The sequence below is a fragment of the Kitasatospora sp. NPDC005751 genome (genome assembly GCF_040630835.1).
Lineage (GTDB): Bacteria > Actinomycetota > Actinomycetes > Streptomycetales > Streptomycetaceae > Kitasatospora.
Genome location: NZ_JBEXYC010000004.1, coordinates 105,753 through 130,222, shown reverse-complemented (window position 1 = coordinate 130,222; position 24,470 = coordinate 105,753). Strand labels below are relative to the sequence as shown.

Genomic DNA, 24,470 nt, shown 5'->3' with positions numbered 1-24,470 from the left:
CTCAAACAAGTACTTTGAACATCTCAAACCTTTACTGCTAACGTATCGGCCATGACCACCTCAGGAGCAGCGCGGATGTACGGCTCGGGCCCGGCGCCCACGGCCGCCCGCGCGTGCTGCCTGACGGGTGCTGTGGACAGCGCGCGCCGTTGTCGTGCCATGAGCTGTATCCAGGCGGCACGCCCCTGACGGGGCCGCGTCCTCCCGTCCGGCCCACCCGCCGTGCCGCCTTCCCCGCCTCACCCCACCGTCAGCAACGCCCTCCCCGGAGCCGCACCGTCATGTCCACAGCGCCCGAGGCGACCTCGTCGCCGTCCGTGCTCGCCAGAATCCGCAAGACCCCGTTCTGGGTCCAGATCGTCGCCGGCCTCGTGCTCGGCGTCGGCCTCGGCTACCTGGCCCGCGCGGCCGACATCTCCTGGCTGGCCACCACCCTGGAGACGATCGGCAAGATCTTCGTCCAGCTGCTGAAGCTGGCCGTCCCGCCGCTGGTCTTCACCGCGATCGTGGTGTCGGTCGCCAACCTGCGCAACGTCACCAACGCGGCCCGGCTGGCCGCCCGGACGCTGCTCTGGTTCCTGATCACCTCGCTGATCGCCGTCGCGATCGGCCTCGGCCTGGGCCTGCTGACCAACCCGGGCCACGGCACCGACCTGAAGACCGAGGGCCTGAAGGCGCCGAAGTCCACCGGTAGCTGGATCGACTTCCTGACCGGCATCTTCCCGACCAACATCGTCACCGCCTTCACCGAGGTCGAGGTCCTGCAGATCGTCTTCCTGGCGGTCGTGACCGGCGCGGCGATCATCAAGCTGGGCAAGAAGGCCGAGCCCGTCCTCAAGCTCAGCGAGTCCGTCCTGGAGCTCGTGCAGACCGCCCTCTGGTGGGTCATCCGGCTCTCGCCGCTCGGCACCCTCGGCCTGATCGGCAAGTCCGTCGCCAAGTACGGCTGGGACCTGCTGAAGCCCTTCGCCACGCTGACCATCGACGTCTACGTCGGCTGCGCCCTGGTGCTGTTCGTGGTCTACTCCCTGCTGCTGAAGTTCGTCGGCGGCCTCAACCCGCTGAACTTCTTCAAGGGCGCCTGGCCGGCCATCCAGCTGGCCTTCGTCTCCCGCTCCTCGGTCGGCACCCTGCCGGTCACCCGCCGCGTCACCGAGCGCCTCGGCGTCCCGAGCGAGTACGCCTCGTTCGCCGTGCCGTTCGGCGCGACCACCAAGATGGACGGCTGCGCCGCGATCTACCCCTCGCTGGCCGCGATCTTCGTCGCCCAGGTCTACGGCATCGACCTCGGCATCAAGGACTACCTGCTGATCGCCTTCGTCTCGGTCATCGGCTCGGCCGCCACCGCGGGCCTCACCGGCGCGATCGTGATGCTGACCCTGACCCTCTCCACCCTGGGCCTGCCCCTGGAGGGCGTCGGCCTCCTCCTCGCCATCGACCCGATCCTCGACATGGTCCGCACGGCGACGAACGTCGCCGGTCAAGCGGTCGTGCCGGTCCTGGTGGCGGCCCGGGAGAAGACGCTGGACCTGGTCGCCTACAACAACCCGCACGGTGACCTGTACGACGACGCCCCCGCGGCGGCCGTCCCGGCGCAGGCCTCCGCGAAGGCCCCCGCCGCGGCCTGACAGCCGCGCCCGCAGCACCACGGGCCCTCTCCCCACGCCGGGGGAGAGGGCCCGTTGCCGTCGGTTCAGCGGGCGGACGGCCCGGCGGCCCGCCCGGGCGACGGCCGCCGGTTCACCAGCGGCCGGTGAGCGGGGTGTCGGTGGCCTCGCCGAAGCGGAGGCTGTAGAGCGGAGCGCCGGAGTCCTGGAACGCGCCGTAGAAGCTCGCCGCGCCCGGCCGGTAGATGCCGACCTTGTCCGTCCCGCTGCCGTTCCAGTCGCCCTTGACCGGGATGTCGCCGGTGTCGCCGAACAGGACCGTGTGGTCGACGCCGATCGACGTGTTGGAGTCGCTCAGGTAGAACCCGTGCGTGCTCGGCCGGAAGATGCCGATGGTGTCCTTGCCGTCGCCGTTCCAGTCGCCCACCATCGGGACGTCGCCGGTGTCGCCGAACGGGACCGAGAAGGTGACGTTGGCGTTGTCGTTGGTCAGGTAGAACGCCCGGTCGCCCGGCCGGTAGATGCCGATGGTGTCCTTGCCGTCGCCGTTCCAGTCCCCGACCAGCGGGATGTCGCCGGTGTCGCCGAACGGGACCGAGAAGGTGACGTTGGCGTTGTCGTTGGTCAGGTAGAACGCCCGGTCGCCCGGCCGGTAGATGCCGATGGTGTCCCGGCCCGGCCCGCTCCAGTGCCCGGTGAGCGGGATGTCGTTCGCCGAGCCGAACGGCGCGGCGTGGGTGAGGTTGCCGACGCTGTCGGCCAGCGCGAAGGTCTGGCTCGCGGGGCGGTAGATGCCGGTCTGGGTGGGCTTGCCGGTCGGCCTGGTGGTGACCTGGACGTCGAGGTAGTCCCGGTCGATGCCGATCGTGACGCCGCCCCAGGTCTCGGTGGCGTTGCCGTCGTACTGGTGGGCCCGCTGGTGCCCGGCCCAGGCGGTGCTCGGGAGCGCCGGGTCGGCGGTGTCCGCGACACCGTTCCAGCGCGCGGTGAACAGCGCGTCGGGCATGGCGTAGCCCTTGCCGCTCGCGGCCGTGGCGACCAGGTCCGCCATGCCGGTGGCGGCACTGCTGTAGAGGCCCGAGTTGTAGCCCAGCGCGTGGAGTTCGGTCGTCCAGGCGGAGAGGAACGGCTGGACCACCCCGGAGTAGGCCGCGACGTTGTAGGACTCCATGTCGTAGTACAGGACGCTCCCGGGGCCGAGCCCGAGGGCGGCGGCCTGCGCCACGGCGTCGTCGGCCGCGGCGGTGCCCTGCGCGGCCGGCGAGGTGATCCGCGATGCCTGGGCACCGACGTACACCGGCAGGAAGCGCCAGCCGGCGGTGTACTGCTGCTGCATCCAGGCGGCCGTCAGGTTGGGCTGGGCGCAGGCCCGGGCCGCTCCGCCGATGTAGATGCCGACGGCCTGGTAGGGCGAGTCGGCGCGCCAGGCGCTCATCGCGGCGGAGTCGGGTGCGGTGCAGGCGTCGAAGCCCTTGCCGGTGTACCTGGTCGCGTCGGCCGGCAGCGCGGGCGCGGCGGCCGTGGTCGCGGCGGCGGACCCGGTGGCGGGCGCTCCCGCGGCCGGCGCCGCCGCGGCCGGACCCGGCTTCCGCGCCGGGCCGGCCGGGAACCCGGCCGAGGCGAGGATCGTCCGGACCAGCGCCTGGTCGTCGCCGTACACGCCGGTGGCCGTGACGCCCGGGGCGGTGGCGCGGACCTCGCGGTCGATCTCCGACACGGTCGTGGCGGACGGGGCGCCCTCGGCGCCGGGCTCCAGGAGCAGCGCCTCGGTCCGGCCCACCAGGTGGGCGGGGCAGTCCTGCCGGGCCCCCGGCGTGCCGAGGTAGACGGCGTGCTGGTCGAAGCGCACGCAGGCCGTCGGATCGGCCGTCAGGTCGATCACGGGCCAGTCGGCCGGCACCGTGAACGTGTGTCCGAGGTAGGAGACGTTCTTGCCGGGGGCCGGCGAGGTGCCGGGCGCGGCCTGCGCCGGTCCCAGAGCCGCGACGGACAGGACCGCCGTCGCGCCGAGGGCGGTGAGTATTCGGCGGCGGGCGCCGGAATGCGTGGTGATGACGTTCTCCCTGGGGAAACGGCCCCGGCGGTGCCGGGGCTCACGGCTGTGCCGCGCGCCCGGGCACCGGTGACCGGGCCGGGAGGCGGCAGCACAGCATAGGGATCACGTCTGACAGTCCGACAACACCTTTACGTTCCAGGCGGTGTCGCCACGAGCGGTGCCGGTCGGGCACCGGAGCCCGCCGTCCCGGGGCGGGCCGTCGGTCACGCCGTCGACCGGCGGCGGAACGGGGCCGGGCAGGGCCGGGAGAGGGTCGGAGGGGTCCGCGGCCGCCGGGAGTGGGCACCTGTGCGTGGTTCCGCGAGACCGGCGCCGGGCCGGGAAAGGCAGGGGGCCCGGCAGCTGGCCGGGCCCCCTTGGGTACTGCTCTTGTGCTCATGATGACGGCCGCGGGGGCCGTCTGCGGACCCGAGGGGTCCCGAGCGATCAGGTCATCAGAGGATGATCAGATAGCGGTAACGTTCTCCGCCTGCGGGCCCTTCGGACCCTGGGTGACGTCGAAGCTGACCGCCTGGTTCTCCTCCAGCGAGCGGAAACCGTTCGCGTTGATGGCGGAGTAGTGGACGAAGACGTCGGGGCCGCCGCCCTCCTGGGCGATGAAGCCGAAGCCCTTCTCAGCGTTGAACCACTTGACGGTTCCCTGAGCCATGCCGTTCTCCTTGCGAGGGACGTATTGGGGGCCACACCGTGTGGCACCCGGTCCGCTGCGCTGATCGCCCTGCCTCCGGACGGGTCCGGAGTTTTTCGATATTGCTGAAAAACTACAAAAAGCCTGCGGTTACATGCTCCGCAGGCTTCAAGTACTGCAAGGGGAATCAAACTGCAACTGAGGGCAACGCTAGCATGCGGTCGCGGTGACGACCAGGGGTGACTTACGGGCCGGACAGGGCGTGTCGCAAGGCCGGTGCGGGGCTTCCGGAAGGGCGGGCATACCCTGCCTGGAGGCCCACGAACAGCAAGGGAGCGGCGCAGTGGCGGTACCGGATGCGGAAACGCACGAGCCCCGGCAGAACCCCCCGGTCAGGCCGCGGGTCGGACACATTCAGTTCCTGAACTGCGTACCCCTCTACTGGGGGCTGGCCAGGACGGGCAATCTGCTCGATCTCGACCTCACCAAGGACACTCCGGAGAAGCTCAGCGACCAGTTGGTCGGCGGCTCCCTCGACATCGGCCCGATCACCTGCGTCGAGTACCTGCGGCACGCGGACGAGCTGCTGGTGCTGCCCGACATCGCGGTCGGCAGCGACGGACCGGTGATGTCCTGCGTGATCGTCAGCAAGGTCCCGCTGGCCGAGCTGGACGGCCGCCGGGTCGCCCTCGGCTCCACCAGCCGGACGTCGGTGCGGCTGGCCCGGCTGCTGCTGGAGGAGCGCGAGGGGGTGCGGCCGGAGTACTTCAGCTGCCCGCCCGACCTGGACGCGATGCTCGCCGAGGCCGACGCCGCCGTGCTGATCGGCGACCCGGCGCTGCGGGCCTACCTGGGACAGGCGGCCGACCAGGGCCTGACCGTGCACGACCTCGGCGCGATGTGGAAGGAGTGGACCGGTCTCCCCTTCGTCTTCGCCGTCTGGGCCGCCCGCCGCGACTTCGCCGACCGCAGCCCCGAGCTGACGGCGGCCGTGCACCGGGCCTTCCTGGAGTCCCGCGACCTCTCGCTGGTCGAGGCCGGCGCGGTGGCCGAGCACGCGGCCCGCTGGGAGGAGTTCGACGCCGGGGTGCTGGAGCGCTACTTCAGCGAGGCGCTGGACTTCTCGCTCGGCGAGCGGCAGCTGGCCGGCATGGCCGAGTTCGCCCGACGGGTCGCCGCGGACAGCGGCTTCGCCCCGGACGTCACGGTCCGGCTGCTGGAGCCGGCACCGGCGGTGGTCTGACCCCGCCGGGGAGGTCCGACCGCGGGGGAAGGGGTGCACCGGTCCTTCCGGGCCACCCCTCCCGCCCCGCGCGGCCCGGTAGCGTCTGCACGCGAGATCCGTGCGGTCGGCGGTGCCTGGAGGGCGCCGGCGACGCCGGGCGGTCGAGGGGAGCGTGCGGGATGCAGGCACTGGGGGCGGACGACCCGCGACAGGTCGGCGGGTACCGGCTGCTGCGGCGCCTCGGCGCGGGCGGGATGGGCCGGGTCTACCTCGGCCGGACGGCCGGCGGCCGCACGGTGGCCGTCAAGCTGGTCCGCGGCGAGCTCGCGGAGGACGCCGAGTTCCGGGCGCGGTTCCGGCAGGAGGTCGCCGCCGCCCGCCGGGTCGGCGGTGCCTGGACGGCGCCCGTGCTGGACGCCGACACCGAGGGCGAGCACCCCTGGGTGGCCACCGGCTACGTGGCCGGTCCCGCGCTCGGCACCGCCGTCCGGGACTTCGGCCCGCTGCCCGAACAGGCCGTACGGACCCTCGGCGTCGGGCTCGCCGAGGCGCTGGGCCATGTCCACGGCCTCGGACTGGTGCACCGGGACGTCAAGCCCTCCAACGTCCTGCTGACGCTGGACGGGCCGCGTCTGATCGACTTCGGCATCGCCCGCGCGCTGGACGCGACCAGCGGCTTCACGCAGTCCGGCTACGTGGTCGGCTCGCCCGGCTTCATGTCGCCCGAACAGGCGAACGGGCAGCCGGCCGGGCCGCCGAGCGACGTCTTCTCGCTGGGCGCGGTGCTGGCCTTCGCGGCCACCGGGGTGCAGCCCTTCGGCGAGGGGGTGAGCGTGGCGGTGCTGCTCTACCGGGTGCTGCACGAGGAGCCGGACCTCTCCGGGCTGGCCGGGCCGCTGCGCCCGATCGTGCTGGACTGCCTGGCCAAGGACCCGGCCGCCCGCCCGGCCCCGTGGCAGCTCCGGGAGCGGCTGGACGCCGACGGCGCGGCCACCGTACGGCTCGGGCGGGGCGGCTGGCTGCCGCCCGCGCTGGCGGCGGGGGTCGGCCGCAGCGCGGTCGAACTGCTCGACCTGGAGGGGGAGGTGGAGGTCGGGGGAGCCGGCGCCCCGCGGCGCCCGGCCGCGGCGCCGGACCTGCCGGGCGGCCGGACCCCGACCGACCGGGTCCCGCTCGGCGGCGGGCCGGTCGGTCACCCGCAGGCCGGTCACCCGCAGGCCGGCCACCCGCAGGCCGGTCACCGGTCGTACGACGATCCGCCCCGCGACGCCGTGCCGCAGGACCGGGCGCCGACCGGGCCGGAGCGGCCGGGGCACCGGGTGCGGAACGCGGCGCTGGTCGCGGTGGCCGTCCTCCTGGTGCTCTCGGCCGGCGGCTACGGCGCCTACCGGGGCTTCCGGGGCGAGGCGGCGGTGGAGCACCCGCCCACCGACGGGCCGACGGTCACGTCCTCGTTCAGCTGGTCGGCCAGTTCGACCTCCACCACCTCCTCGTCCACGACCTCCTCCTCCACCACGCTGCCGCCCGGCCCGGTGCCGCCGGGCACCGGCGGCCCGAGCGTCGTGCCGGCCGGCTTCCTCGGTACCTGGCGCGGGGAGATGACCACCGACAAGGGGCTGCCCGCCGGTACCACCACGCTGGTGATCGGCCCGGCCGCGGTCGGGCAGGAGAACACCACCAGCCGCAACGCCGTCACCGGGCTGATCTCGGTCAGCTGCGAGGGCGCCTGGACGCTGGACTCGGCGTCCGAGGGGAAGCTGGTGTTCACCTCCCGGCTGGTCCGCTCCTCGCTGCCGGGGGCGTGCAGCGGCGGCTCCAACGCGGAGACGCTCACCCTGCAGAAGGACGGCACGATCCGGTTCTCCTCCGCCGATCCGGCGGCCGGGAACCCGACCGGGACGATGCGGAAAGCGGCCTGACGCCGACGCGCGAAAGCGCTGGCGTAGGCTGGTTCGGCCGTACCCGGAAGCACTGAAACGCACAGCAGTACCGAGAGAGAGAAGGCCGCCAGGTGTCCGAGCTCGCAGCGACCACCCTCGATGCGCCCAGCACCGACCTGCAGGCCGTGCTCGACCGGGCGGCCGGCGGTGGCCGGATCAGCCCGGAGGAGGCCCTGGAGCTGTACCGCTCGGCGCCCCTGCACGCGCTCGGCTCGGCGGCCGACGCGGTGCGCCGACGCCGCTACGCCGGTACCGAGCACATCGCGACGTACATCATCGAGCGGAACATCAACTACACCAACGTCTGCGTGACGGCGTGCAAGTTCTGCGCCTTCTACGTGCCGCCGAAGAGCGACAAGGGCTGGTCCCGCGACCTCGACGAGATCCTGCGCCGCTGCGCGGAGACGGTCGAGCTGGGCGGCACCCAGATCATGTTCCAGGGCGGCCACCACCCGGACTACGGCGTGGAGTACTACGAGCGCGCCTTCGCGGCGATCAAGGCGGACTTCCCGCAGCTGGTGATCCACTCGCTGGGCGCGTCCGAGGTCGACCACATGGCCCGGCTGTCCGGGGTGTCGGTCGAGGAGGCCATCACCCGGATCCACAAGGCGGGCCTGGACTCCTTCGCGGGCGCCGGCGCCGAGCTGCTGCCGGCCCGGCCGCGCAAGGCGATCGCACCGCTCAAGGAGTCCGGCGAGCGCTGGCTGGAGATCATGGAGGCCGCGCACGGCCTGGGCGTGGAGTCCACCTCCACCATGCTGATGGGCACCGGCGAGACCAACGCCGAGCGGATCGAGCACCTGCGGATGATCCGCGACGTGCAGGACCGCACCGGCGGGTTCCGCGCCTTCATCCCGTACACCTACCAGCCGCAGAACAACCACCTCAAGGGCTCCACCCAGGCGACCGTCTTCGAGTACCTGCGGATGATCGCGATCGCCCGGCTGTTCCTCGACAACGTCGCGCACATCCAGGGCTCCTGGCTGACCACCGGCAAGGAGGCCGGCCAGCTGTCGCTGCACTACGGCGCGGACGACCTCGGCTCGGTCATGCTGGAGGAGAACGTGGTCTCGGCGGCCGGCGCCAAGCACCGGTCCAACCTCACCGAGCTGATCCACCTGATCCGGGCCGCCGACCGCGTCCCGGCCCAGCGCTCGACCACCTACGAGCACCTGCGGGTGCTGGACGACCCGGCCAACGACCCGGTCGACCCGCGGGTCGCCTCGCACATCGCCTCCACGGCGATCGCGGGCGGCACCGCGCACCCCGAGCTGAAGATCCTCGACAACGGCTGACGCCGGCGTCCGGGGCGCCCGCCGCAGGGGCGCCCCCGCCGGCCCCGCAACGGTGACTCGCCATGCTGACGCTGCACCGGGCCGCCCTCGTGCTGCCCGACCCCGCCGACCCCACCGCCCCGTCCGTCGCCGACGGGGCGGTGCTGGTGCACGGCGAACTGATCGCCGCCCTGGGCCGCCACGCCGAGCTGGCCGCCGCCCACCCCCGGGCCCGGCTGCGCGACTGGGGCGACGCCCTGCTCACCCCCGGGCTGCGCAACCCGTACGGGCACTGGCTGCTGGAGAGCGCGTACCACCCGGACCCGCGCGAGGAGCTCGGGGACGCGCCGGTGCCCGGTGGACTGCTGGGGGAGGCCGACGAGTCGCGCTGCGGCGCGAGCGCCCGGCGCGGGCTGCAGCGGATGCTCGGCTCCGGGGTGACGGCGGTGGCCGGCCCGTTCGAGCGGGCCTCGGTGCGGACGGCGGTGGCCCGGTCCGGGCTGGCCGCGCTGCCCGGTCCGGCCGGTCCCCCCGGTGCGGAGGGGCCGCTGGACCCGCTCGCCGTGCTGCCGCTCGCGGCGGCGGTGCACGGGCGGCTGGCCGTGGGCGGGCGGGCCGACTTCGCGGTGTTCGCGACGGCCGGCGCCGCCGGTGCCGGTGCGTCCGGTGCCGGTGCCTCCGACGGCGCTCGCGGGCCGGCCCCGCGGCCGGCCGGCTGCCTGGCGACGGTCCTGGCCGGGCGGTTGGTGTACCGCCGACGCTGAGCCCCGGCTACTCGCGGGTAGCCGGACTCCCGTGCGACGTACGGTCGTTCCTTCGTGTGCCGCCGAACTGCGGTGTCGGCCATATTGTCTGATTCACCCTTCGCCGTGACCTGAGGGCCCGCCAGCGGATACGATCCCGGCAGCTCAGTCCGTACCCTCACCACGCACCACCCGTCCCCACGGGTGGCGGGGCCCCGTCCCAGGCCCCGAAGGCTAGCCAGGACAGGAACCATGCGATCCGCGACCGTCCCCCCGCCGCGCTTCCCGCGGTTGGGCCGTGGCTGGTACCTCACCGCCGTGCTCAGTGCCGTGCTGGCCGTCGGCATGTGCCTGCTCGGCTGGCGCCAGACCGAGCAGGCCGACCGGATCGGCGCGCACCCGGTGAGAGTGGACGGCGTCGTCACCCAGATGCCCTCCGGCGGCGGCTCCTACAGCACCGTCAGCTACCGGGCCGCCGGCCAGCAGCACACCGCCGCCGCGCTGCCGCTGGCGGACGGCGCCAAGGTCGGTGACGCGGTCTGCCTGGAGCACGCCGCCGACGACCCGGGCGCGGTCCGGATCTGCGGCGCCACCTACCCGCAGCCGGTCGGCGTCGGACTGGCCCGGTTCAGCGTGCCGGTGGCCGTCGTGCTCTTCCTGGTCTGCGTGCTGAGGATCCGCCGGCACCGCCGGGCGGTCGCCATCCGCAGCGGCACCGGGCGGTTCGCGACCACCGTCGCGCTGGCGACCGGCGCGCTGGCCGAGGGGATGCCCGCGATAACGCAGGGCAAGCGCTCGCGCCGCAGGCGGCGTTCGGGCGGGCGGCGCGGCCTGCACTGAGGCCGCGCGCCCTCCGGGGCACGCCCCGGCCGGGGCGGTGACGGGCCGCGCGGAGCGACCGCGACGGGCGGGCGGCGTGCCCCCTTGCCGAACCCGCCGGTGGCAGGGTGAACAATGGGGACGTGACCCGAGCCTCTCTGGACAAGCAGCCGCACGAAGTCGCCGCCATGTTCGACGACGTCGCGGCCAAGTACGACCGCACCAACGACGTGCTTTCCCTCGGCCAGGCCCGTGCCTGGCGCCGGGCGGTGGCCGAGGCGGTGGCCGCCGGTCCGGGCGACGTCGTGCTCGACCTCGGGGCCGGTACCGGCACCTCCTCGCTGCCCTTCGCCGAGGCGGGCGCCACGGTCGTCCCGTGCGACTTCTCGGTCGGCATGCTCGCGGAGGGCAAGCGCCGCCACCCCGAACTGCCGCTCACCGCGGGGGACGCGACCAGGCTGCCGTTCGCCGACGGCACCTTCGACTCGGTGACGATCTCCTTCGCGCTGCGCAACGTGCAGGACACCGACGCGGCGCTGAGCGAGATGTTCCGGGTCACCAAGCCCGGCGGCAAGCTGGTGATCTGCGAGTTCTCGACGCCGACCTGGACGCCGCTGCGGACGGTCTACACCGAGTACCTGATGCGCGCGCTGCCGCCGGTGGCCACTGCGGTCAGCAGCAACCCGGACGCCTACGTCTACCTCGCCGAGTCCATCCGGGAGTGGCCGGACCAGCCGGAGCTGGCCGCGAAGCTCCAGGAGGCCGGCTGGTCCAAGGTCGCCTGGCGCAACCTGACCGGCGGGATCGTCGCCCTGCACCGGGCGTACAAGGTCTCCTAGGGCCCGGTCCGACGGTCCGCGCACTGGTGCGGCGCGAACGGTCGGCCCGGCTACGGCCTGGGCCGCTCGATGGTGGTGCACCTCCTTCGCCAGTGCCGTCATCGGTGCGGTGCTCGCGCGCACGGCGGTCCCCTCCGGGCCGGCGCAGGTGCCCTCGCCCGGCGGCTTCCGGGCGACGTTCGCGATCGGTGCCGGGGCGGCGGCGCTCGGGGTGCGGTCATCGCGGCGGTGCCGGACGGCGCCGCCGCGCGCGGCGGACGCCGCGGACGCCGCCCTCGGACCCCGTCCCGGGGGCGGCAACTAGACTGCCGGGGTCAACGCCTCCGTCCCCAGCCGTAGCTCCAGGAGAGTGCCCACCGTGTCCGAGACCGCAGCCGACCTGACGAAGCCGGACAGCCCCGTGGAGAGCACCGCGGACGTCATCGTGGTCGGCGCGGGCCCGGCCGGCGCCACCACCGCGTACTACCTCGCCCAGGCCGGGCTGGACGTGCTGCTGCTGGAGAAGACGTCGTTCCCCCGCGAGAAGGTCTGCGGCGACGGTCTGACGCCCCGTGCCACCAAGCAGCTGGTCGACATGGGGATCGACGTGTCGACCGGGAATGGCTGGCTGCACAACAAGGGCCTGCGGATCATCGGCGGCGGGGTCCGGCTGGAGCTGGACTGGCCGGAGCTGTCCGCGTTCCCCGACTACGGGCTGGTCCGCAAGCGCGCCGACTTCGACGAGCTGCTCGCCCGTCAGGCGGAGAAGGCCGGCGCCCGGCTGTACGAGCGGTGCAACGTCAGCGGTCCGGTGCTCGACGACCGGACCGGCCGGATCGTCGGCGTCACCGCCCGGCTCGGCGACGAGAAGCGTGCGGTGACCTTCCGCGCCCCGCTGGTCGTCGCGGCCGACGGCAACTCCACCCGGCTCTCGCTGGCCATGGGCCTGCACCGCCGGGAGGACCGTCCGATGGGCGTCGCCTACCGGACGTACTTCAACTCCCCGCGCCATGACGACGACTACCTGGAGTCCTGGCTGGAGCTGTGGGACACCCGCGCCGGGGAGCGCAAGCTGCTGCCCGGCTACGGCTGGATCTTCGGCATGGGCGACGGCACCTCCAACGTCGGCCTCGGCATCCTCAACTCCTCGCCCGCCTTCGGCGAGCTGGACTGGCGCGACGTGCTCAAGGCCTGGTGCGCGAGCATGCCGGCGGAGTGGGGCTACACCCCCGAGAACATGACCGACCCGATCCGCGGCGCCGCCCTGCCGATGGCCTTCAACCGGCAGCCGCACTACACCCGCGGCCTGCTGCTGGTCGGTGACGCGGGCGGCATGGTCAACCCGTTCAACGGCGAGGGCATCGCCTATGCGATGGAATCCGGCCAGATCGCGGCCGGCGTCATCGTCCAGGCCAACGCCCGGGTGACGGAGGGCGGCCGCGAGCGCGCCCTCCAGGCGTACCCGCGCATCCTCAAGGACGTCTACGGCGGCTACTACACCCTCGGCCGCGCCTTCGTGAAGCTCATCGGCAACCCCAAGGTGATGCAGCTCGCCACCCAGCGCGGCCTGACCCACCCGATGCTGATGAAGTTCGTGCTCAAGATGCTGGCCAACCTGACGGACCCGCAGGGCGGCGACGCCATGGACCGCATCATCAACGGCCTCGCCCGGGTCGCCCCGAATGCCTGATCCGCCGCCGCCCGGAGCTCCGGGCGGCGGCGGGGGCGCTCCCGTACGGTTCCGGTGACGCCGGCCGCCGTACGGGAGCGGGGTTCAGCGGGCGCTGATCCGCACGTTCCGGAACTTCACCGGGAGGGTCGGGAAGCCGTCGCCGGGGCCGTTCTGGTCGTCCTCGCCGCCGGCCGCGATCTTCTGCAGGACGTCCAGGCCGGCGGTCACCCGGCCGAACGGGGTGTAGGCGGGGGAGAGCTTGGTGTCCTTCCAGACGATGAAGAACTGGCTGCCGTTGGTGTTCGGCCCGGCGTTGGCCATGGCCACGGTGCCGGCGGGGTAGGTGGCACCGGTGAGGTTCTCGTCGGGGAACGAGTAGCCCGGGCCGCCGCTGCCGGTGCCGGTCGGGTCGCCGCACTGCAGGACGAAGATCCGCTGGGTGGTGAGCCGGTGGCAGTGGCTCTTGTCGAAGTAGTCGTGCTCGGCGAGGAAGCGGAACGAGAACGTCGTGCAGGGCGCCTCGGCGGTCAGGGCCCGGAAGGTGATCGCGCCCTGGCCGGTCTTCAGGGTCGCCTGGTAGGGCTTGGCGGCCTTCTTGGCGTCGAAGACCGGGATGCCCTTGAAGTTGTCGGCGGGCACGGCCGGGGTGTACGCGCAGCCGGGGGCCGCGGGCGGGGCCGGCGCGGGGTCCGCCGCGGCGGTGCCGGTGGTCGCGGCCAGCAGGAGGACGGTGGCGGCGGCGGGCAGCGCCCAGTGCTTGCGCCTCATGTGACGGGCCTTCCGGGGGGTGGTGGACGGCTGGATTGTCATGGCGACATCATCCATGGTCGGGTAGGGATCCGGTAGACGTCGGGGGCCGGTGGTGGGCGGTGGGTGGCAGGGGCGGGTGGCGCCCCGTTGCCGTGGGCGTCCGGATGGGAGGAGTGCGCCGAAAGCCGTTGATCGCGGGCGGGGCGGTGCGCGAGGATGGCGGACCTTGGCGCGGGTCCGTCCGAGCGGGCCCGCGGTGTTCCGAGATCCGTCCGACGTCGTACGGGAGTCTCCTCGTCCGCCCCGTTCGCCTTCGGAGAGGTCCCGCCCATGCGCCCGTCACCCGCCCTGCTCCGTGATGTACCCGTGCTGCTGGTGGCGGTGGTGTGGGGGTCGAGCTTCCTCGCGGTGCAGCAGGTGGCCGGGCCGGGGACGGTGGTGGCGATGCTGGTGCTGCGCTTCGGGCTGGTGCTGCCGCTGCTGGGGGTCCTCGCCCGGCGGGCGCTGCGGGGGATGGGCCGGGCCGAGTGGCTGGGCGGGGCGGTGCTGGGCCTGGTGCTCGGCGGGGTCTTCCTGCTGGAGACCTACGGCGCGGTGCACACCTCCGCCACCAACTCCGGGCTGATCATCAGCCTCACGATGGTGTTCACCCCGCTCGCGGAGAGCGCGCTCACCCGGACACCGCTGCCGCGGGCCTTCCTCGCGGCGGCCGGCCTGGCCGTGTTGGGCGTCGCCCTGCTCACCGGCGGCGGCGGGCTGAAGGCGCCCACCTCCGGCGACCTGCTGGTGCTCGGCGCCGCCGTGGTGCGGACGGCGCACGTGCTGGCGATGTCCCGGGTCCGGGCCATCCGGGACACCGACAACCTGGGTCTCACCTGGGTCCAACTCGCCACCGCCACAGCGGTGTTCGCCCTCGCCGCGCCGTTCGCCGGGCCGCTGCCGTGGACCGTCGCCGCCTCGTACGGGCCGACCGAGTGGGCCTGGCTGCTGCATCTGGCGCTGCTCTGCACGCTGTTCGCCTTCCTGGTGCAGATGTGGGCGGTCCGGGCCACCTCGCCGTCCCGGGTCAGTCTGCTGCTCGGCACCGAGCCGCTCTGGGCCGCCGTCTTCGGGATCGCCCTGGCCGGCAACCACTTGGGTCCGGTGGCGCTGGCCGGGGGCGCGCTCGTCCTGGTCGCCACCGAGTGGGGGCGCCGCTCCGCCACCGGCGCCGCGCGGCCCGAACCCCGGCCGGTGGAGCCGGCCCCGGCGTCGGTCTGACCGACCGCCCGCGACCGCCCGGCGTCACAGCCCTGGGCGACGACCCTGGGCGGCAGTTCGTCGAGCCTTGGTCCCGGGTCGTGGAAACGGACGCTCGCGCGCTTGTGAACGAAGGGTCAAGCGGGCGTTCGGAGCCCCGCCACCCCTGCGGGTGAGACGCCATAACACGTCAACATGACGCCCAGAAATTTGCTCTGGGCGCTGCGTAGTTGATATAGGAGCGAAGCTCTGACCTGCCAGTTCGCAGATGAATGCGACTTGTTGTGACCATTTGACTGCTTTGCGTCGACAACTCTGGTCATGTTCACTTTCGACAGCATTCCAGGGGTGGCGTAGATCACAAAGATCGCCCTGAACTGCGTGTCGCAGATCACAAGCCGACGGGCATAGGATGCGCTCGTTCCAGGCTTTGTGAACTGCCTCACATGGGGTGGATCTCGGGAACTGGAACGCGGGCCACCACAGCGTGACCCGGCGGTTCCGATCTGCAGTCAAGGACGACTGGACGGAGGGAGCGGGGGCTATGAATGCCTACGCGCCGATCCTCGTACTCGGTGCCATCGCGGCGGCGTTCGCGGTCGGCTCCGTCGTGATGGCCTCACTGACCGGGCCCAAGCGGTACAACCGGGCCAAGTTGGAGGCGTACGAGTGCGGCATCGAGCCGACCCCGCAGCCCGTGGGCGGCGGTCGGTTCCCGATCAAGTACTACCTGACGGCGATGCTCTTCATCGTCTTCGACATCGAGATCGTCTTCCTTTATCCGTGGGCGGTGAGCTTCGACGCCCTGGGGATCTTCGGGCTGGTCGAGATGCTCCTGTTCATCGCCACCGTCTTCGTCGCGTACGCCTACGTCTGGCGCCGCGGCGGTCTGGAGTGGGACTGAGGGCGGGGCGGCCGCTGACTTTGTGAACGGGCGGACAAGCCCGGTCGCGCGCAGAGGCCCGAACCAGCGCACGGACCACCGGACTTGAGGGCACTGAGGGCATTGAGAGGGATCTGATGGGAATCGAGGAGAAGCTGCCGAGCGGCTTTCTGCTCACGAGTGTGGAGACGGCCGCGGGCTGGGTGCGCAAGGCGTCGCTCTTCCCGGCCACCTTCGGACTCGCCTGCTGCGCGATCGAGATGATGACCACCGGGGCCGGCCGCTACGACCTGGCCCGGTTCGGGATGGAGGTCTTCCGGGGCTCCCCCCGGCAGGCCGACCTGATGATCGTGGCAGGCCGGGTGAGCCAGAAGATGGCGCCGGTGCTGCGCCAGGTGTACGACCAGATGCCCAACCCGAAGTGGGTCATCTCGATGGGGGTCTGCGCCTCCTCGGGCGGGATGTTCAACAACTACGCGATCGTGCAGGGCGTCGACCACATCGTCCCGGTGGACATCTACCTCCCCGGGTGTCCGCCCCGCCCGGAGATGCTGCTGGACGCCATCCTGAAGCTCCACGACAAGATCCAGCACGAGCCGCTGGGCGCGAACCGGCGCCGGGCCGAGGAGCTGGGCGAGGCACTGGCCCTCACGGCCACCCCGGTGAGCGAGATGCGGGGGCAGCTGCGATGAGCGACCAGGTACCCGGAACCCGCAGCGACCCGGAGCAGCCGCGCCGGGAGATCCCCGTCGAGGTGGTCGGCCGGCGCCAGGGCATGTTCGGCGCCCAGGGCAGCGGCGACACCTCCGGCTTCGGCGGGCTCAACACCACGGTCGTCCTGCCGTCCGCGAGCGAACGCCCCTACGGCGGCTGGTTCGACGAGGTCGCGGACGAACTGGAGGGCGCGCTGGAGGAGCAGGGCCTCGACCCGGCGGACGTGATCGAGAAGACCGTCGTCGACCGCGCCGAGCTCACCTTCCACGTCGCCCGCGAACACCTGCTGCGGACGGTGCGCATCCTGCGCGACGACCCCGCGCTCCGCTTCGAGCTCTGCCTCGGCGTGAGCGGCGTGCACCACCCCGGCGACCGGGGGCGGGAACTGCACGCGGTCTACCACCTGCGGTCGATCACCCACGGCCGGCTGATCAGGGTGGAGGTCAGCGCGCCGGACGCCGATCCGCGGATCCCGTCGGTGGTCACCGTCTACCCGACCAACGACTGGCACGAGCGCGAGGCCTACGACTTCTTCGGCCTGGTCTTCGAGGGCCACCCCGCGCTCACCCGGATCATGATGCCGGACGACTGGCTGGGCCACCCGCAGCGCAAGGACTACCCGCTCGGCGGCATCCCCGTCGAGTACAAGGGCGCCCAGATCCCGGCACCCGACCAGCGGAGGTCGTACAGCTGATGAGTACTCGGCACTACGAAGAGGCGGCGGCCGGCGAGGCCGCCCACGCCGGCGCCCGCGAGACCACCGAGGGCCGGGTCTTCACCGTCACCGGGGGCGACTGGGGCGAGGTGGTCGAAGCCGTCGGCCGGGCCGACGACGAGCGCATCATCGTCAACATGGGCCCCCAACACCCCTCCACCCACGGGGTGCTGCGGCTGATCCTGGAGATCGACGGCGAGACGGTGAAGGAGGCCCGCTGCGGCATCGGCTACCTCCACACCGGCATCGAGAAGAACATGGAGTTCCGCAGCTGGGTCCAGGGCACCACCTTCGTGACCCGGATGGACTACCTGACGCCGCTGTTCAACGAGACCGCGTACTGCCTCGCGGTCGAGAAGCTGCTCGGCATCACCGACGACGTCCCGGACCGGGCCAGCGTCATCCGCGTCCTGATGATGGAGCTCAACCGGATCTCCTCGCACCTGGTCTGCCTGGCCACCGGCGGCATGGAGATCGGCTCCACCACGCTGATGATCTACGGCTTCCGGGACCGCGAACTCATCCTGGACGTCTTCGAGCTGGTCACCGGCCTGCGGATGAACCACGCGTACGTCCGCCCCGGCGGCCTCGCCCAGGACCTCCCGCCCGGCGCCGTCGACCAGATCCACGAGGCGGTGAAGACCCTCCGCTCGCGGATGCACGAGTACGACAAGCTCGCCACCGGCAACCCGGTGTTCAAGGCCCGGCTGGTCGACGTCGGCTTCCTCGACCTGGCCGGCTGCCTGGCCCTCGGCGCCACCGGCCCGATCCTGCGCGCCACCGGCCTGCCGAACGACCTGCGCAAGAGCGACCCGTACTGCGGCTACGAGGACTACGACTTCGAGGTCGCGACCGCCGACAGCGCCGACTCCTACGGCCGGTTCCTGATCCGGCTGGAGGAGATGCGCCAGTCGCTGCGGATCGTCGAGCAGTGCCTGGAGCGGCTGCGCCCCGGCCCGGTCATGGTGGCCGACAAGAAGATCGCCTGGCCGGCCCAGCTGGCCGTCGGCCCGGACGGCATGGGCAACTCGCTCGACCACATCCGCAAGATCATGGGCACCTCGATGGAAGCCCTGATCCACCACTTCAAGCTGGTCACCGAGGGCTTCCGGGTCCCGGCCGGCCAGGCGTACACGGCGGTCGAGTCGCCCAAGGGCGAGCTGGGCGTGCACGTGGTCAGCGACGGCGGCACGCGCCCGTACCGGGTGCACTTCCGGGACCCGTCGTTCACCAATCTGCAGTCGATGGCGGCGATGTGCGAGGGCGGCCAGGTCGCCGACGTGATCGTCGCGGTGGCCGGGATCGACCCGGTGATGGGAGGCGTGGACCGGTGACAGACGTCCAGTTGGGGATGCCGGCACTGCCGGCCAGGCCGTACCCCGAGGAGGTGCGTGCCCGCCTCGCCGCCGACGCGGAGGAGCTGATCGGCCGCTACCCGGTGGCCCGGTCCGCACTGCTGCCGCTGCTGCACCTGGTGCAGGCCGAGGAGGGCTTCGTCAGCACGACCGGCATCCGGTTCTGCGCCGAGCAGTTGGACCTCACCACCGCCGAGGTCACCGCTGTCGCGACCTTCTACACCATGTACCGGCGCCGGCCGGCCGGGAAGTACCACGTCGGGGTCTGCACCAACACCCTGTGCGCGGTGCTCGGCGGCGACCAGATCTTCGACGAGCTCCAGCAGCACCTCGGGGTCGGCAACAACGAGACCACCGAGGACGGTGAGATCTCGATCGAGCACATCGAGTGCAACGCCGCCTGCGACTACGCCCCCGTGGTGATGGTGAACTGGGAGTTCTTCGACGACCAGACCCCGGAGAGCGCCCGGCGGCTGGTCGACGACCTGCGGGCCGGCCGGGAGGTCCACCCCACCCGCGGCGCCCGGCTCTGCAGTTTCAAGGAGTCCGCCCGCATCCTGGCCGGCTTCCCCGACGAGCGCCCCGGCGCCGTCGACGAGTCCGGTGCCGGCGGCGCGCCCTCGCTGGCCGGCCTGCGCCTCGCCAAGGGCGAGGCCCTGCCCGGGACCGGTGGCACCCGGGTCGTCTCGCCCCGTCACGAAGGGACCGAAGCGTGATGACCTCCGCCGAGCCGGCCGAGAAGTTGCTCACCCCCGTGCTCTCCGCGTCCTGGGACGACAGCCGCCCCTGGACGCTCGCCACCTACCGCCGCCACGCGGGGTACGAGGGGCTGAAGGCCGCCCTCGCGATGCCCCCGGACGACGTGATCGCGCTGGTCAAGGACTCCGGGCTGCGCGGTCGCGGCGGCGCCGGCTTCCCCACCGGCATGAAGTGGCAGTTCATCCCGCAGAACGACGGCAAGCCGCACTACCTGGTGGTCAACGCGGACGAGTCCGAGCCGGGCACCTGCAAGGACATCCCGCTGCTGTTCGCCAACCCGCACGCGCTGATCGAGGGCATGATCATCGCCTCCTACGCGATCCGCTGCGACCACGCGTTCATCTACCTGCGCGGCGAGGTCGTCCCGGTGCTGCGCCGGCTCCAGGCCGCGGTCGCCGAGGCGTACGGGGCCGGGTTGCTCGGCAAGAACATCCTGGGCTCCGGCACCGACCTCGACATCACCGTGCACGCCGGCGCCGGCGCCTACATCTGCGGCGAGGAGACGGCCCTGCTGGACTCGCTGGAGGGGCGCCGCGGCCAGCCCCGGCTGCGCCCGCCGTTCCCGGCGATCGCCGGCCTCTACGCCTGCCCGACGGTGGTCAACAACGTCGAGTCGATCGCCTCGGTGCCGCCGATCCTGGCCCGCGGCAAGGAGTGGTTCAAGAGCCTGGGCACCGAGAAGTCCCCCGGCTTCACGCTCTACTCGCTCTCCGGCCACGTCACCAACCCCGGCCAGTACGAGGCCCCGCTCGGCGTCACGCTGCGCCAGCTGCTGGAGATCAGCGGCGGCGTCCGGACCGGGCACCGGCTGAAGTTCTGGACCCCGGGCGGCTCCTCCACCCCGATGTTCACCGACGAGCACCTCGACGTCCCGCTCGACTACGAGGGCGTCGGCGCGGCCGGCTCGATGCTCGGCACCAAGGCCCTCCAGGTCTTCGACGAGACCACCTGCGTGGTCCGGGCCGTCACCCGCTGGACGGAGTTCTACGCCCACGAGTCCTGCGGCAAGTGCACGCCCTGCCGCGAGGGGACGTACTGGCTCGTCCAGCTGCTCAAGCGGATCGAGGCCGGCGAGGGCGTCGACGGCGACCTGGAGAAGCTGCTCGACATCGCCGACAACATCAACGGCAAGTCCTTCTGCGCGCTGGGGGACGGTGCGGCCAGCCCGATCGTCTCCTCGCTCCAGCACTTCCGGGCCGAGTACGAGCAGCACCTGGCCGAGCGCCGCTGCCCGTTCGACCCGGCCGCCTCCACCGTCTGGGCCGACGGCCCCCGCCCCGGCCACCAGTCCGCCACCGAAAGGGAGGTGCACGCGTGACGATCACAGAACCAGCCACCTCCAAGGCCGCGGTCGACCTGGTCACGCTCACCATCGACGGCATCGAAGTGCAGGTCCCCAAGGGGACGTTGGTGATCCGGGCGGCCGAGCAGATCGGCACCCAGATCCCGCGCTTCTGCGACCACCCGCTGCTCGACCCGGCCGGCGCCTGCCGGCAGTGCATCGTCGAGATCGAGGGCCAGCGCAAGCCCGTCGCCTCCTGCACCATCCCGGTCGCCGAGGGCATGGTGGTCCGCACGCAGGTCAGCTCGCCGGTCGCCGAGAAGGCCCAGCGCGGCGTGATGGAACTGCTGCTGATCAACCACCCGCTGGACTGCCCGGTCTGCGACAAGGGCGGCGAGTGCCCGCTGCAGAACCAGGCGATGTCCACCGGGGACACCGACTCCCGCTTCGAGGGGATGAAGCGGACGTACCAGAAGCCGGTGCCGATCAGCACCCAGGTGCTGCTGGACCGCGAACGCTGCGTGCTCTGCGCCCGCTGCACCCGCTTCTCGCAGCAGATCGCCGGGGACCCGTTCATCGACCTGGTCGAGCGCGGCGCCCTCCAGCAGGTCGGCACCGGCGCGGGGGACGACTTCGAGTCGTACTTCTCCGGCAACACCATCCAGATCTGCCCGGTCGGCGCGCTCACCTCGGCGGCTTATCGTTTCCGCTCGCGCCCGTTCGACCTGGTCTCCTCGCCGAGCGTCTGCGAGCACTGCTCCTCCGGCTGCGCGCAGCGCACCGACCACCGGCGCGGCAAGGTGCTGCGGCGCCTCGCCGGCGAGGACCCGGCGGTCAACGAGGAGTGGAACTGCGACAAGGGCCGGTTCGCCTTCCGCTACGCGCAGCAGCGCGACCGGCTCGCCACCCCGCTGGTCCGCGACCCGGCGACGGGTGAACTCGTCGCCGCCTCCTGGCCGGAGGCGCTGGCCCGGGCCGCCGAGGGGCTGCGCGGCGCCCGCGCCGGAGTGCTCACCGGCGGCCGGGTCACCGTCGAGGACGCCTACGCCTACGCCAAGTTCGCCCGGGTGGTGCTCGGCACCAACGACGTGGACTTCCGGGCCCGCCCGCACAGCGGCGAGGAGGCGGACTTCCTGGCCGCCGCCGTCGCCGGCCGGGGCACCGACCTCGGCCCGGGCGGCGTCGACTACGAGCAACTGGAGGCCGCCCCGGCGGTGCTGCTCGCGGGCTTCGAGCCCGAGGAGGAGTCGCCGATCGTCTTCCTGCGGCTGCGCAAGGCCACCCGGGCCACCGGCCTCAAGGTGTTCTCGATCGCGGCCTACGGCTCCCGGGGCCTGGGCAAGCTGCGCGGCGCCCTGCTGCCGGCCGCCCCCGGCACCGAGGCCGAGTGGCTCGGCGCCCTCGCCGCCGACGAGCCGCTGAACGACGACGCGGGCCGCGCCGCCGAACTGCTCCGCACCCCCGGCGCCGTCATCCTGGCCGGCGAGCGGCTGGCCGCCGCCCCCGGCGCGCTGACCGCCGCGCTGCGCCTCGCGCACGCCACCGGCGCCCGGCTCGCCTGGATCCCGCGCCGGGCCGGCGAACGCGGCGCCGTCGAGGCCGGCGCGCTGCCCGGGCTGCTGCCCGGCGGCCGCCCGGTCGCCGCCCCGGCCGCCCGGGCCGAGGCCGCCGCCGCCTGGGGCGTGGCCGAACTCCCCGCCCGGCTCGGCCGGGACACCGACCAGATCCTCGCGGCCGCCGCCCACGGCGACCTGGACGCGCTGCTGGTCGGCGGCGTCGACCCGGACGACCTGCCGGACCCGGTGCTCGCCGAGGAGGCGCTGGCCACCGCGCGGTTCGTGGTCTCGCTGGAGCTGCGCCCGTCCGCCGTCACCGCCGTGGCCGACGTCGTCCTGCCGGTCGCCGCGGTGGCCGAGAAGGCCGGGACCTTCCTGGACTGGGAGGGCCGGGTGCGGATGTTCGAGGCCGCGCTCAAGCCCGACCAGCAGATGGGCCGGCACCTGTACCCGGACCTGCGGGTGCTGAACATGCTGGCGGACGCGCTGGGCCACCGGCTGGGCCTGCCCGACGTCCGGGCCGCCCGGCTGGAGCTGGACCGCTTCGAGCCGTGGACCGGGGACCACCCGGCCGCCCCCGCCGCGCACCCCGGACTGCTGCCCCGGCCGGCCACCGGCCAGGCGGTGCTCGCCGGCTGGCGCCAGCTGCTGGACAACGGCTCGCTCCAGCAGGGCGACCCGCACCTGGCCGGCACCCGGCACCCGGCGGTCGCCCGGATCTCACCGGCCACCGCCGAGGAGGTCGGCGCCACCGGAGTGACCGCCGCGGCGCTGCGCCCGGCCCTGCGGCTGACCGGCCCGGCCGGGTCGCTCACCCTGCCGCTGGAGATCACCAAGGACATCCCGGACCGGACGGTCTGGATCCCGCTCAACTCCACCCCGGGCGGCGCCCACCGCGCCCTGGGCACCGCCGTGGGCCACCTGGTCACGATCGCGGCCGACACGATCGCCGTCGCCACCGCGGACGCCACCCCGGACGCCGGTGCCGACACCGGTACGGAGCCCCCGGCGACCACCGGCGCGGCGACGGCCGGCACCCCGACCAACGGCCCGACCGCCCCGACCGCCCCGACCGCCGAGGGGGAGCACCGATGAACCTCGCCGCGTACGAGACCCTGGGTTTCTTCGGCCGCGACCCCTGGTGGCTGGTCCTGCTCAAGGCCGTCTTCTGCTTCGCGTTCCTGGTCGGCACGGTGCTGATCGCGATCGTCTGGGAGCGCAAGGTGGTGGCCTGGATGCAGCTGCGCATCGGCCCCAACCGGCACGGCCCCTGGGGCATGCTGCAGTCGCTCGCCGACGGCGTGAAGCTGGCGCTCAAGGAAGACCTGGTGGTCAAGGGCGCCGACAAGGTGGTCTACATCCTGGCCCCGATCGTCTGCGCCATCCCCGCGTTCATGGCCTTCGCGGTGATCCCCTTCGGCCCGGCCGGTGACGAGGTGTCGGTCTTCGGCACCCGCACCCCGCTGCAGCTGACGGACTTCCCGGTGGCGCTGCTGTACATCCTGGCCACCGCGTCGGTGGGGATCTACGGCATCGTGCTGGCCGGCTGGTCCTCCGGCTCGACCTACCCGCTGCTCGGCGGGCTGCGCTCCTCGGCCCAGATGATCAGCTACGAGATCGCGATGGGCCTGTCCTTCGCGGCGGTGTTCATCTACTCGGGGTCGATGTCCACCTCGGAGATCGTCTCCTCGCAGCAGCCGACCTGGTTCGCGGTGCTGCTGCCGGTCTCCTTCATCGTCTACATCATCGCCATGGTCGGCGAGACCAACCGGGCGCCGTTCGACCTCCCGGAGGCCGAGGGCGAGCTGGTCGGCGGCTTCAACACCGAGTACTCCTCGCTGAAGTTCGCGATGTTCATGCTGGCCGAGTACGTCAACATGGTCACCGTCTCGGCCGTCGCCTCCACGCTCTTCCTGGGCGGCTGGCGGGCGCCCTGGCCGGTCTCCACCTTCTGGGAGGGGGCCAACCACGGCTGGTGGCCGATGCTCTGGATCACGCTGAAGATCCAGCTGCTGCTCTTCTTCTTCATCTGGCTGCGCGGCACGCTGCCCCGGCTTCGCTACGACCAGTTCATGAAGCTCGGCTGGAAGGTCCTGATCCCGGTCTCGCTGGTCTGGCTGGTCATGGTGGCCAGCGTCCGGGCGCTGCGCAACGAGGGCTACGACTTCGGCGAGGTGGTGCTGTACGTGGGTGCGCCGGCCGGCGCCGTCCTGCTGCTGGCACTGCTCCGGGACACCCTGAAGAAGGGGCCCGAACCGGCCGGCCCGGAGGCCGAGGGCGCGCCGCCCGGCGGCGAGTTCGACCCGATGGCCGGCGGCTACCCGGTGCCCCCGCTGCCCGGCCAGCAGCTCCCGCCGGTCCCGCGCCGGCCCAGCCGCGCCCCGAAGCAACTCCAGGACGCCCTCAACGGGTCCGACCATTCCGAAGGGAGCTGA

Annotated in this window: 19 protein-coding genes and 1 pseudogene; 17 read left to right on the top strand and 3 right to left on the bottom strand. The window is 72.8% G+C overall.

Features of this window, described 5'->3' with window-relative positions; genetic code table 11:
• Window positions 1–281: 281 nt before the first annotated feature.
• Window positions 282–1,628: a dicarboxylate/amino acid:cation symporter gene (locus ABZ497_RS06605; protein ID WP_329489225.1), complete on the top strand. Its 1,347-nt coding sequence runs from the start codon at window positions 282–284 to the stop codon at window positions 1,626–1,628.
• Between the two features lie 112 nt (window positions 1,629–1,740).
• On the opposite strand, the gene ABZ497_RS06600 is transcribed toward ABZ497_RS06605, so the two are convergent.
• Entirely contained in the window at window positions 1,741–3,507 is a 1,767-nt protein-coding gene (locus tag ABZ497_RS06600; protein ID WP_359803777.1) for a DUF1906 domain-containing protein, read from the bottom strand.
• A 601-nt stretch (window positions 3,508–4,108) separates the two neighbouring features.
• Window positions 4,109–4,312 (bottom strand): cold-shock protein, encoded by a 204-nt coding sequence (locus ABZ497_RS06595; RefSeq protein ID WP_057227626.1) that lies wholly within the window; start codon window positions 4,310–4,312, stop codon window positions 4,109–4,111.
• Between the two features lie 322 nt (window positions 4,313–4,634).
• Here ABZ497_RS06595 and ABZ497_RS06590 point away from each other — a divergent pair, with 322 nt between their 5' ends.
• The 7 genes from ABZ497_RS06590 (at window position 4,635) to ABZ497_RS06560 (ending at window position 12,800) form a co-directional block, all read left to right on the top strand.
• Window positions 4,635–5,534, top strand: a complete 900-nt coding sequence (locus ABZ497_RS06590) for a menaquinone biosynthesis protein (protein ID WP_359803776.1) — start codon at window positions 4,635–4,637, stop codon at window positions 5,532–5,534.
• Between the two features lie 161 nt (window positions 5,535–5,695).
• Window positions 5,696–7,435: a serine/threonine-protein kinase gene (locus ABZ497_RS06585; RefSeq protein WP_359803775.1), complete on the top strand. Its 1,740-nt coding sequence runs from the start codon at window positions 5,696–5,698 to the stop codon at window positions 7,433–7,435.
• A gap of 92 nt (window positions 7,436–7,527) precedes the next feature.
• Window positions 7,528–8,751, top strand: a complete 1,224-nt coding sequence (gene mqnC, locus ABZ497_RS06580; RefSeq protein WP_329489229.1) for a cyclic dehypoxanthinyl futalosine synthase — start codon at window positions 7,528–7,530, stop codon at window positions 8,749–8,751.
• A gap of 62 nt (window positions 8,752–8,813) precedes the next feature.
• Window positions 8,814–9,494, top strand: a complete 681-nt coding sequence (locus ABZ497_RS06575) for a hypothetical protein (RefSeq protein WP_359803774.1) — start codon at window positions 8,814–8,816, stop codon at window positions 9,492–9,494.
• 231 nt (window positions 9,495–9,725) lie between these two features.
• Entirely contained in the window at window positions 9,726–10,313 is a 588-nt protein-coding gene (locus tag ABZ497_RS06570; RefSeq protein WP_329489231.1) for a hypothetical protein, read from the top strand.
• Window positions 10,314–10,435: 122 nt separating this feature from the next.
• A complete protein-coding gene (locus ABZ497_RS06565) occupies window positions 10,436–11,131 on the top strand; it encodes a demethylmenaquinone methyltransferase (protein WP_329489232.1) in 696 nt (231 codons plus the stop codon).
• Window positions 11,132–11,510: 379 nt separating this feature from the next.
• Window positions 11,511–12,800 (top strand): geranylgeranyl reductase family protein, encoded by a 1,290-nt coding sequence (locus ABZ497_RS06560; protein WP_329492213.1) that lies wholly within the window; start codon window positions 11,511–11,513, stop codon window positions 12,798–12,800.
• A gap of 84 nt (window positions 12,801–12,884) precedes the next feature.
• Here ABZ497_RS06560 and ABZ497_RS06555 read toward each other — a convergent pair whose 3' ends face one another.
• Window positions 12,885–13,592 (bottom strand): peptidylprolyl isomerase, encoded by a 708-nt coding sequence (locus ABZ497_RS06555; protein WP_329489233.1) that lies wholly within the window; start codon window positions 13,590–13,592, stop codon window positions 12,885–12,887.
• Window positions 13,593–13,862: 270 nt separating this feature from the next.
• Here ABZ497_RS06555 and ABZ497_RS06550 point away from each other — a divergent pair, with 270 nt between their 5' ends.
• The 9 genes and pseudogenes from ABZ497_RS06550 to nuoH all read left to right on the top strand — a co-directional run bounded on the left by ABZ497_RS06550 (window position 13,863) and on the right by nuoH (window position 24,470).
• Entirely contained in the window at window positions 13,863–14,792 is a 930-nt protein-coding gene (locus ABZ497_RS06550; RefSeq protein ID WP_359803773.1) for a DMT family transporter, read from the top strand.
• A 523-nt stretch (window positions 14,793–15,315) separates the two neighbouring features.
• Complete coding sequence (locus ABZ497_RS06545; RefSeq protein ID WP_014137597.1) at window positions 15,316–15,675, top strand: NADH-quinone oxidoreductase subunit A; 360 nt, start codon at window positions 15,316–15,318, stop codon at window positions 15,673–15,675.
• Window positions 15,676–15,791: 116 nt separating this feature from the next.
• Window positions 15,792–16,346, top strand: a complete 555-nt coding sequence (locus ABZ497_RS06540) for an NADH-quinone oxidoreductase subunit B family protein (RefSeq protein WP_329489235.1) — start codon at window positions 15,792–15,794, stop codon at window positions 16,344–16,346.
• A complete protein-coding gene (locus ABZ497_RS06535; RefSeq protein ID WP_359803772.1) occupies window positions 16,343–17,062 on the top strand; it encodes an NADH-quinone oxidoreductase subunit C in 720 nt (239 codons plus the stop codon). Before ABZ497_RS06540 ends, ABZ497_RS06535 begins: the two co-directional genes overlap by 4 nt.
• Complete coding sequence (locus ABZ497_RS06530) at window positions 17,062–18,417, top strand: NADH-quinone oxidoreductase subunit D (RefSeq protein ID WP_329489237.1); 1,356 nt, start codon at window positions 17,062–17,064, stop codon at window positions 18,415–18,417. Before ABZ497_RS06535 ends, ABZ497_RS06530 begins: the two co-directional genes overlap by 1 nt.
• A complete protein-coding gene (gene nuoE / locus ABZ497_RS06525) occupies window positions 18,414–19,154 on the top strand; it encodes an NADH-quinone oxidoreductase subunit NuoE (protein WP_329489238.1) in 741 nt (246 codons plus the stop codon). Before ABZ497_RS06530 ends, nuoE begins: the two co-directional genes overlap by 4 nt.
• Complete coding sequence (nuoF, locus tag ABZ497_RS06520; protein WP_329489239.1) at window positions 19,154–20,515, top strand: NADH-quinone oxidoreductase subunit NuoF; 1,362 nt, start codon at window positions 19,154–19,156, stop codon at window positions 20,513–20,515. The genes nuoE and nuoF overlap by 1 nt, the downstream gene beginning before the upstream one ends.
• Window positions 20,512–22,971: pseudogene (locus ABZ497_RS06515) on the top strand (NADH-quinone oxidoreductase subunit G); the annotation flags it as partial. The gene nuoF and the pseudogene ABZ497_RS06515, both read left to right, overlap by 4 nt.
• Before the next feature lie 155 nt (window positions 22,972–23,126).
• Window positions 23,127–24,470, top strand: coding sequence for an NADH-quinone oxidoreductase subunit NuoH (gene nuoH, locus ABZ497_RS06510; protein WP_329489241.1), 1,344 nt, complete (start codon window positions 23,127–23,129; stop codon window positions 24,468–24,470).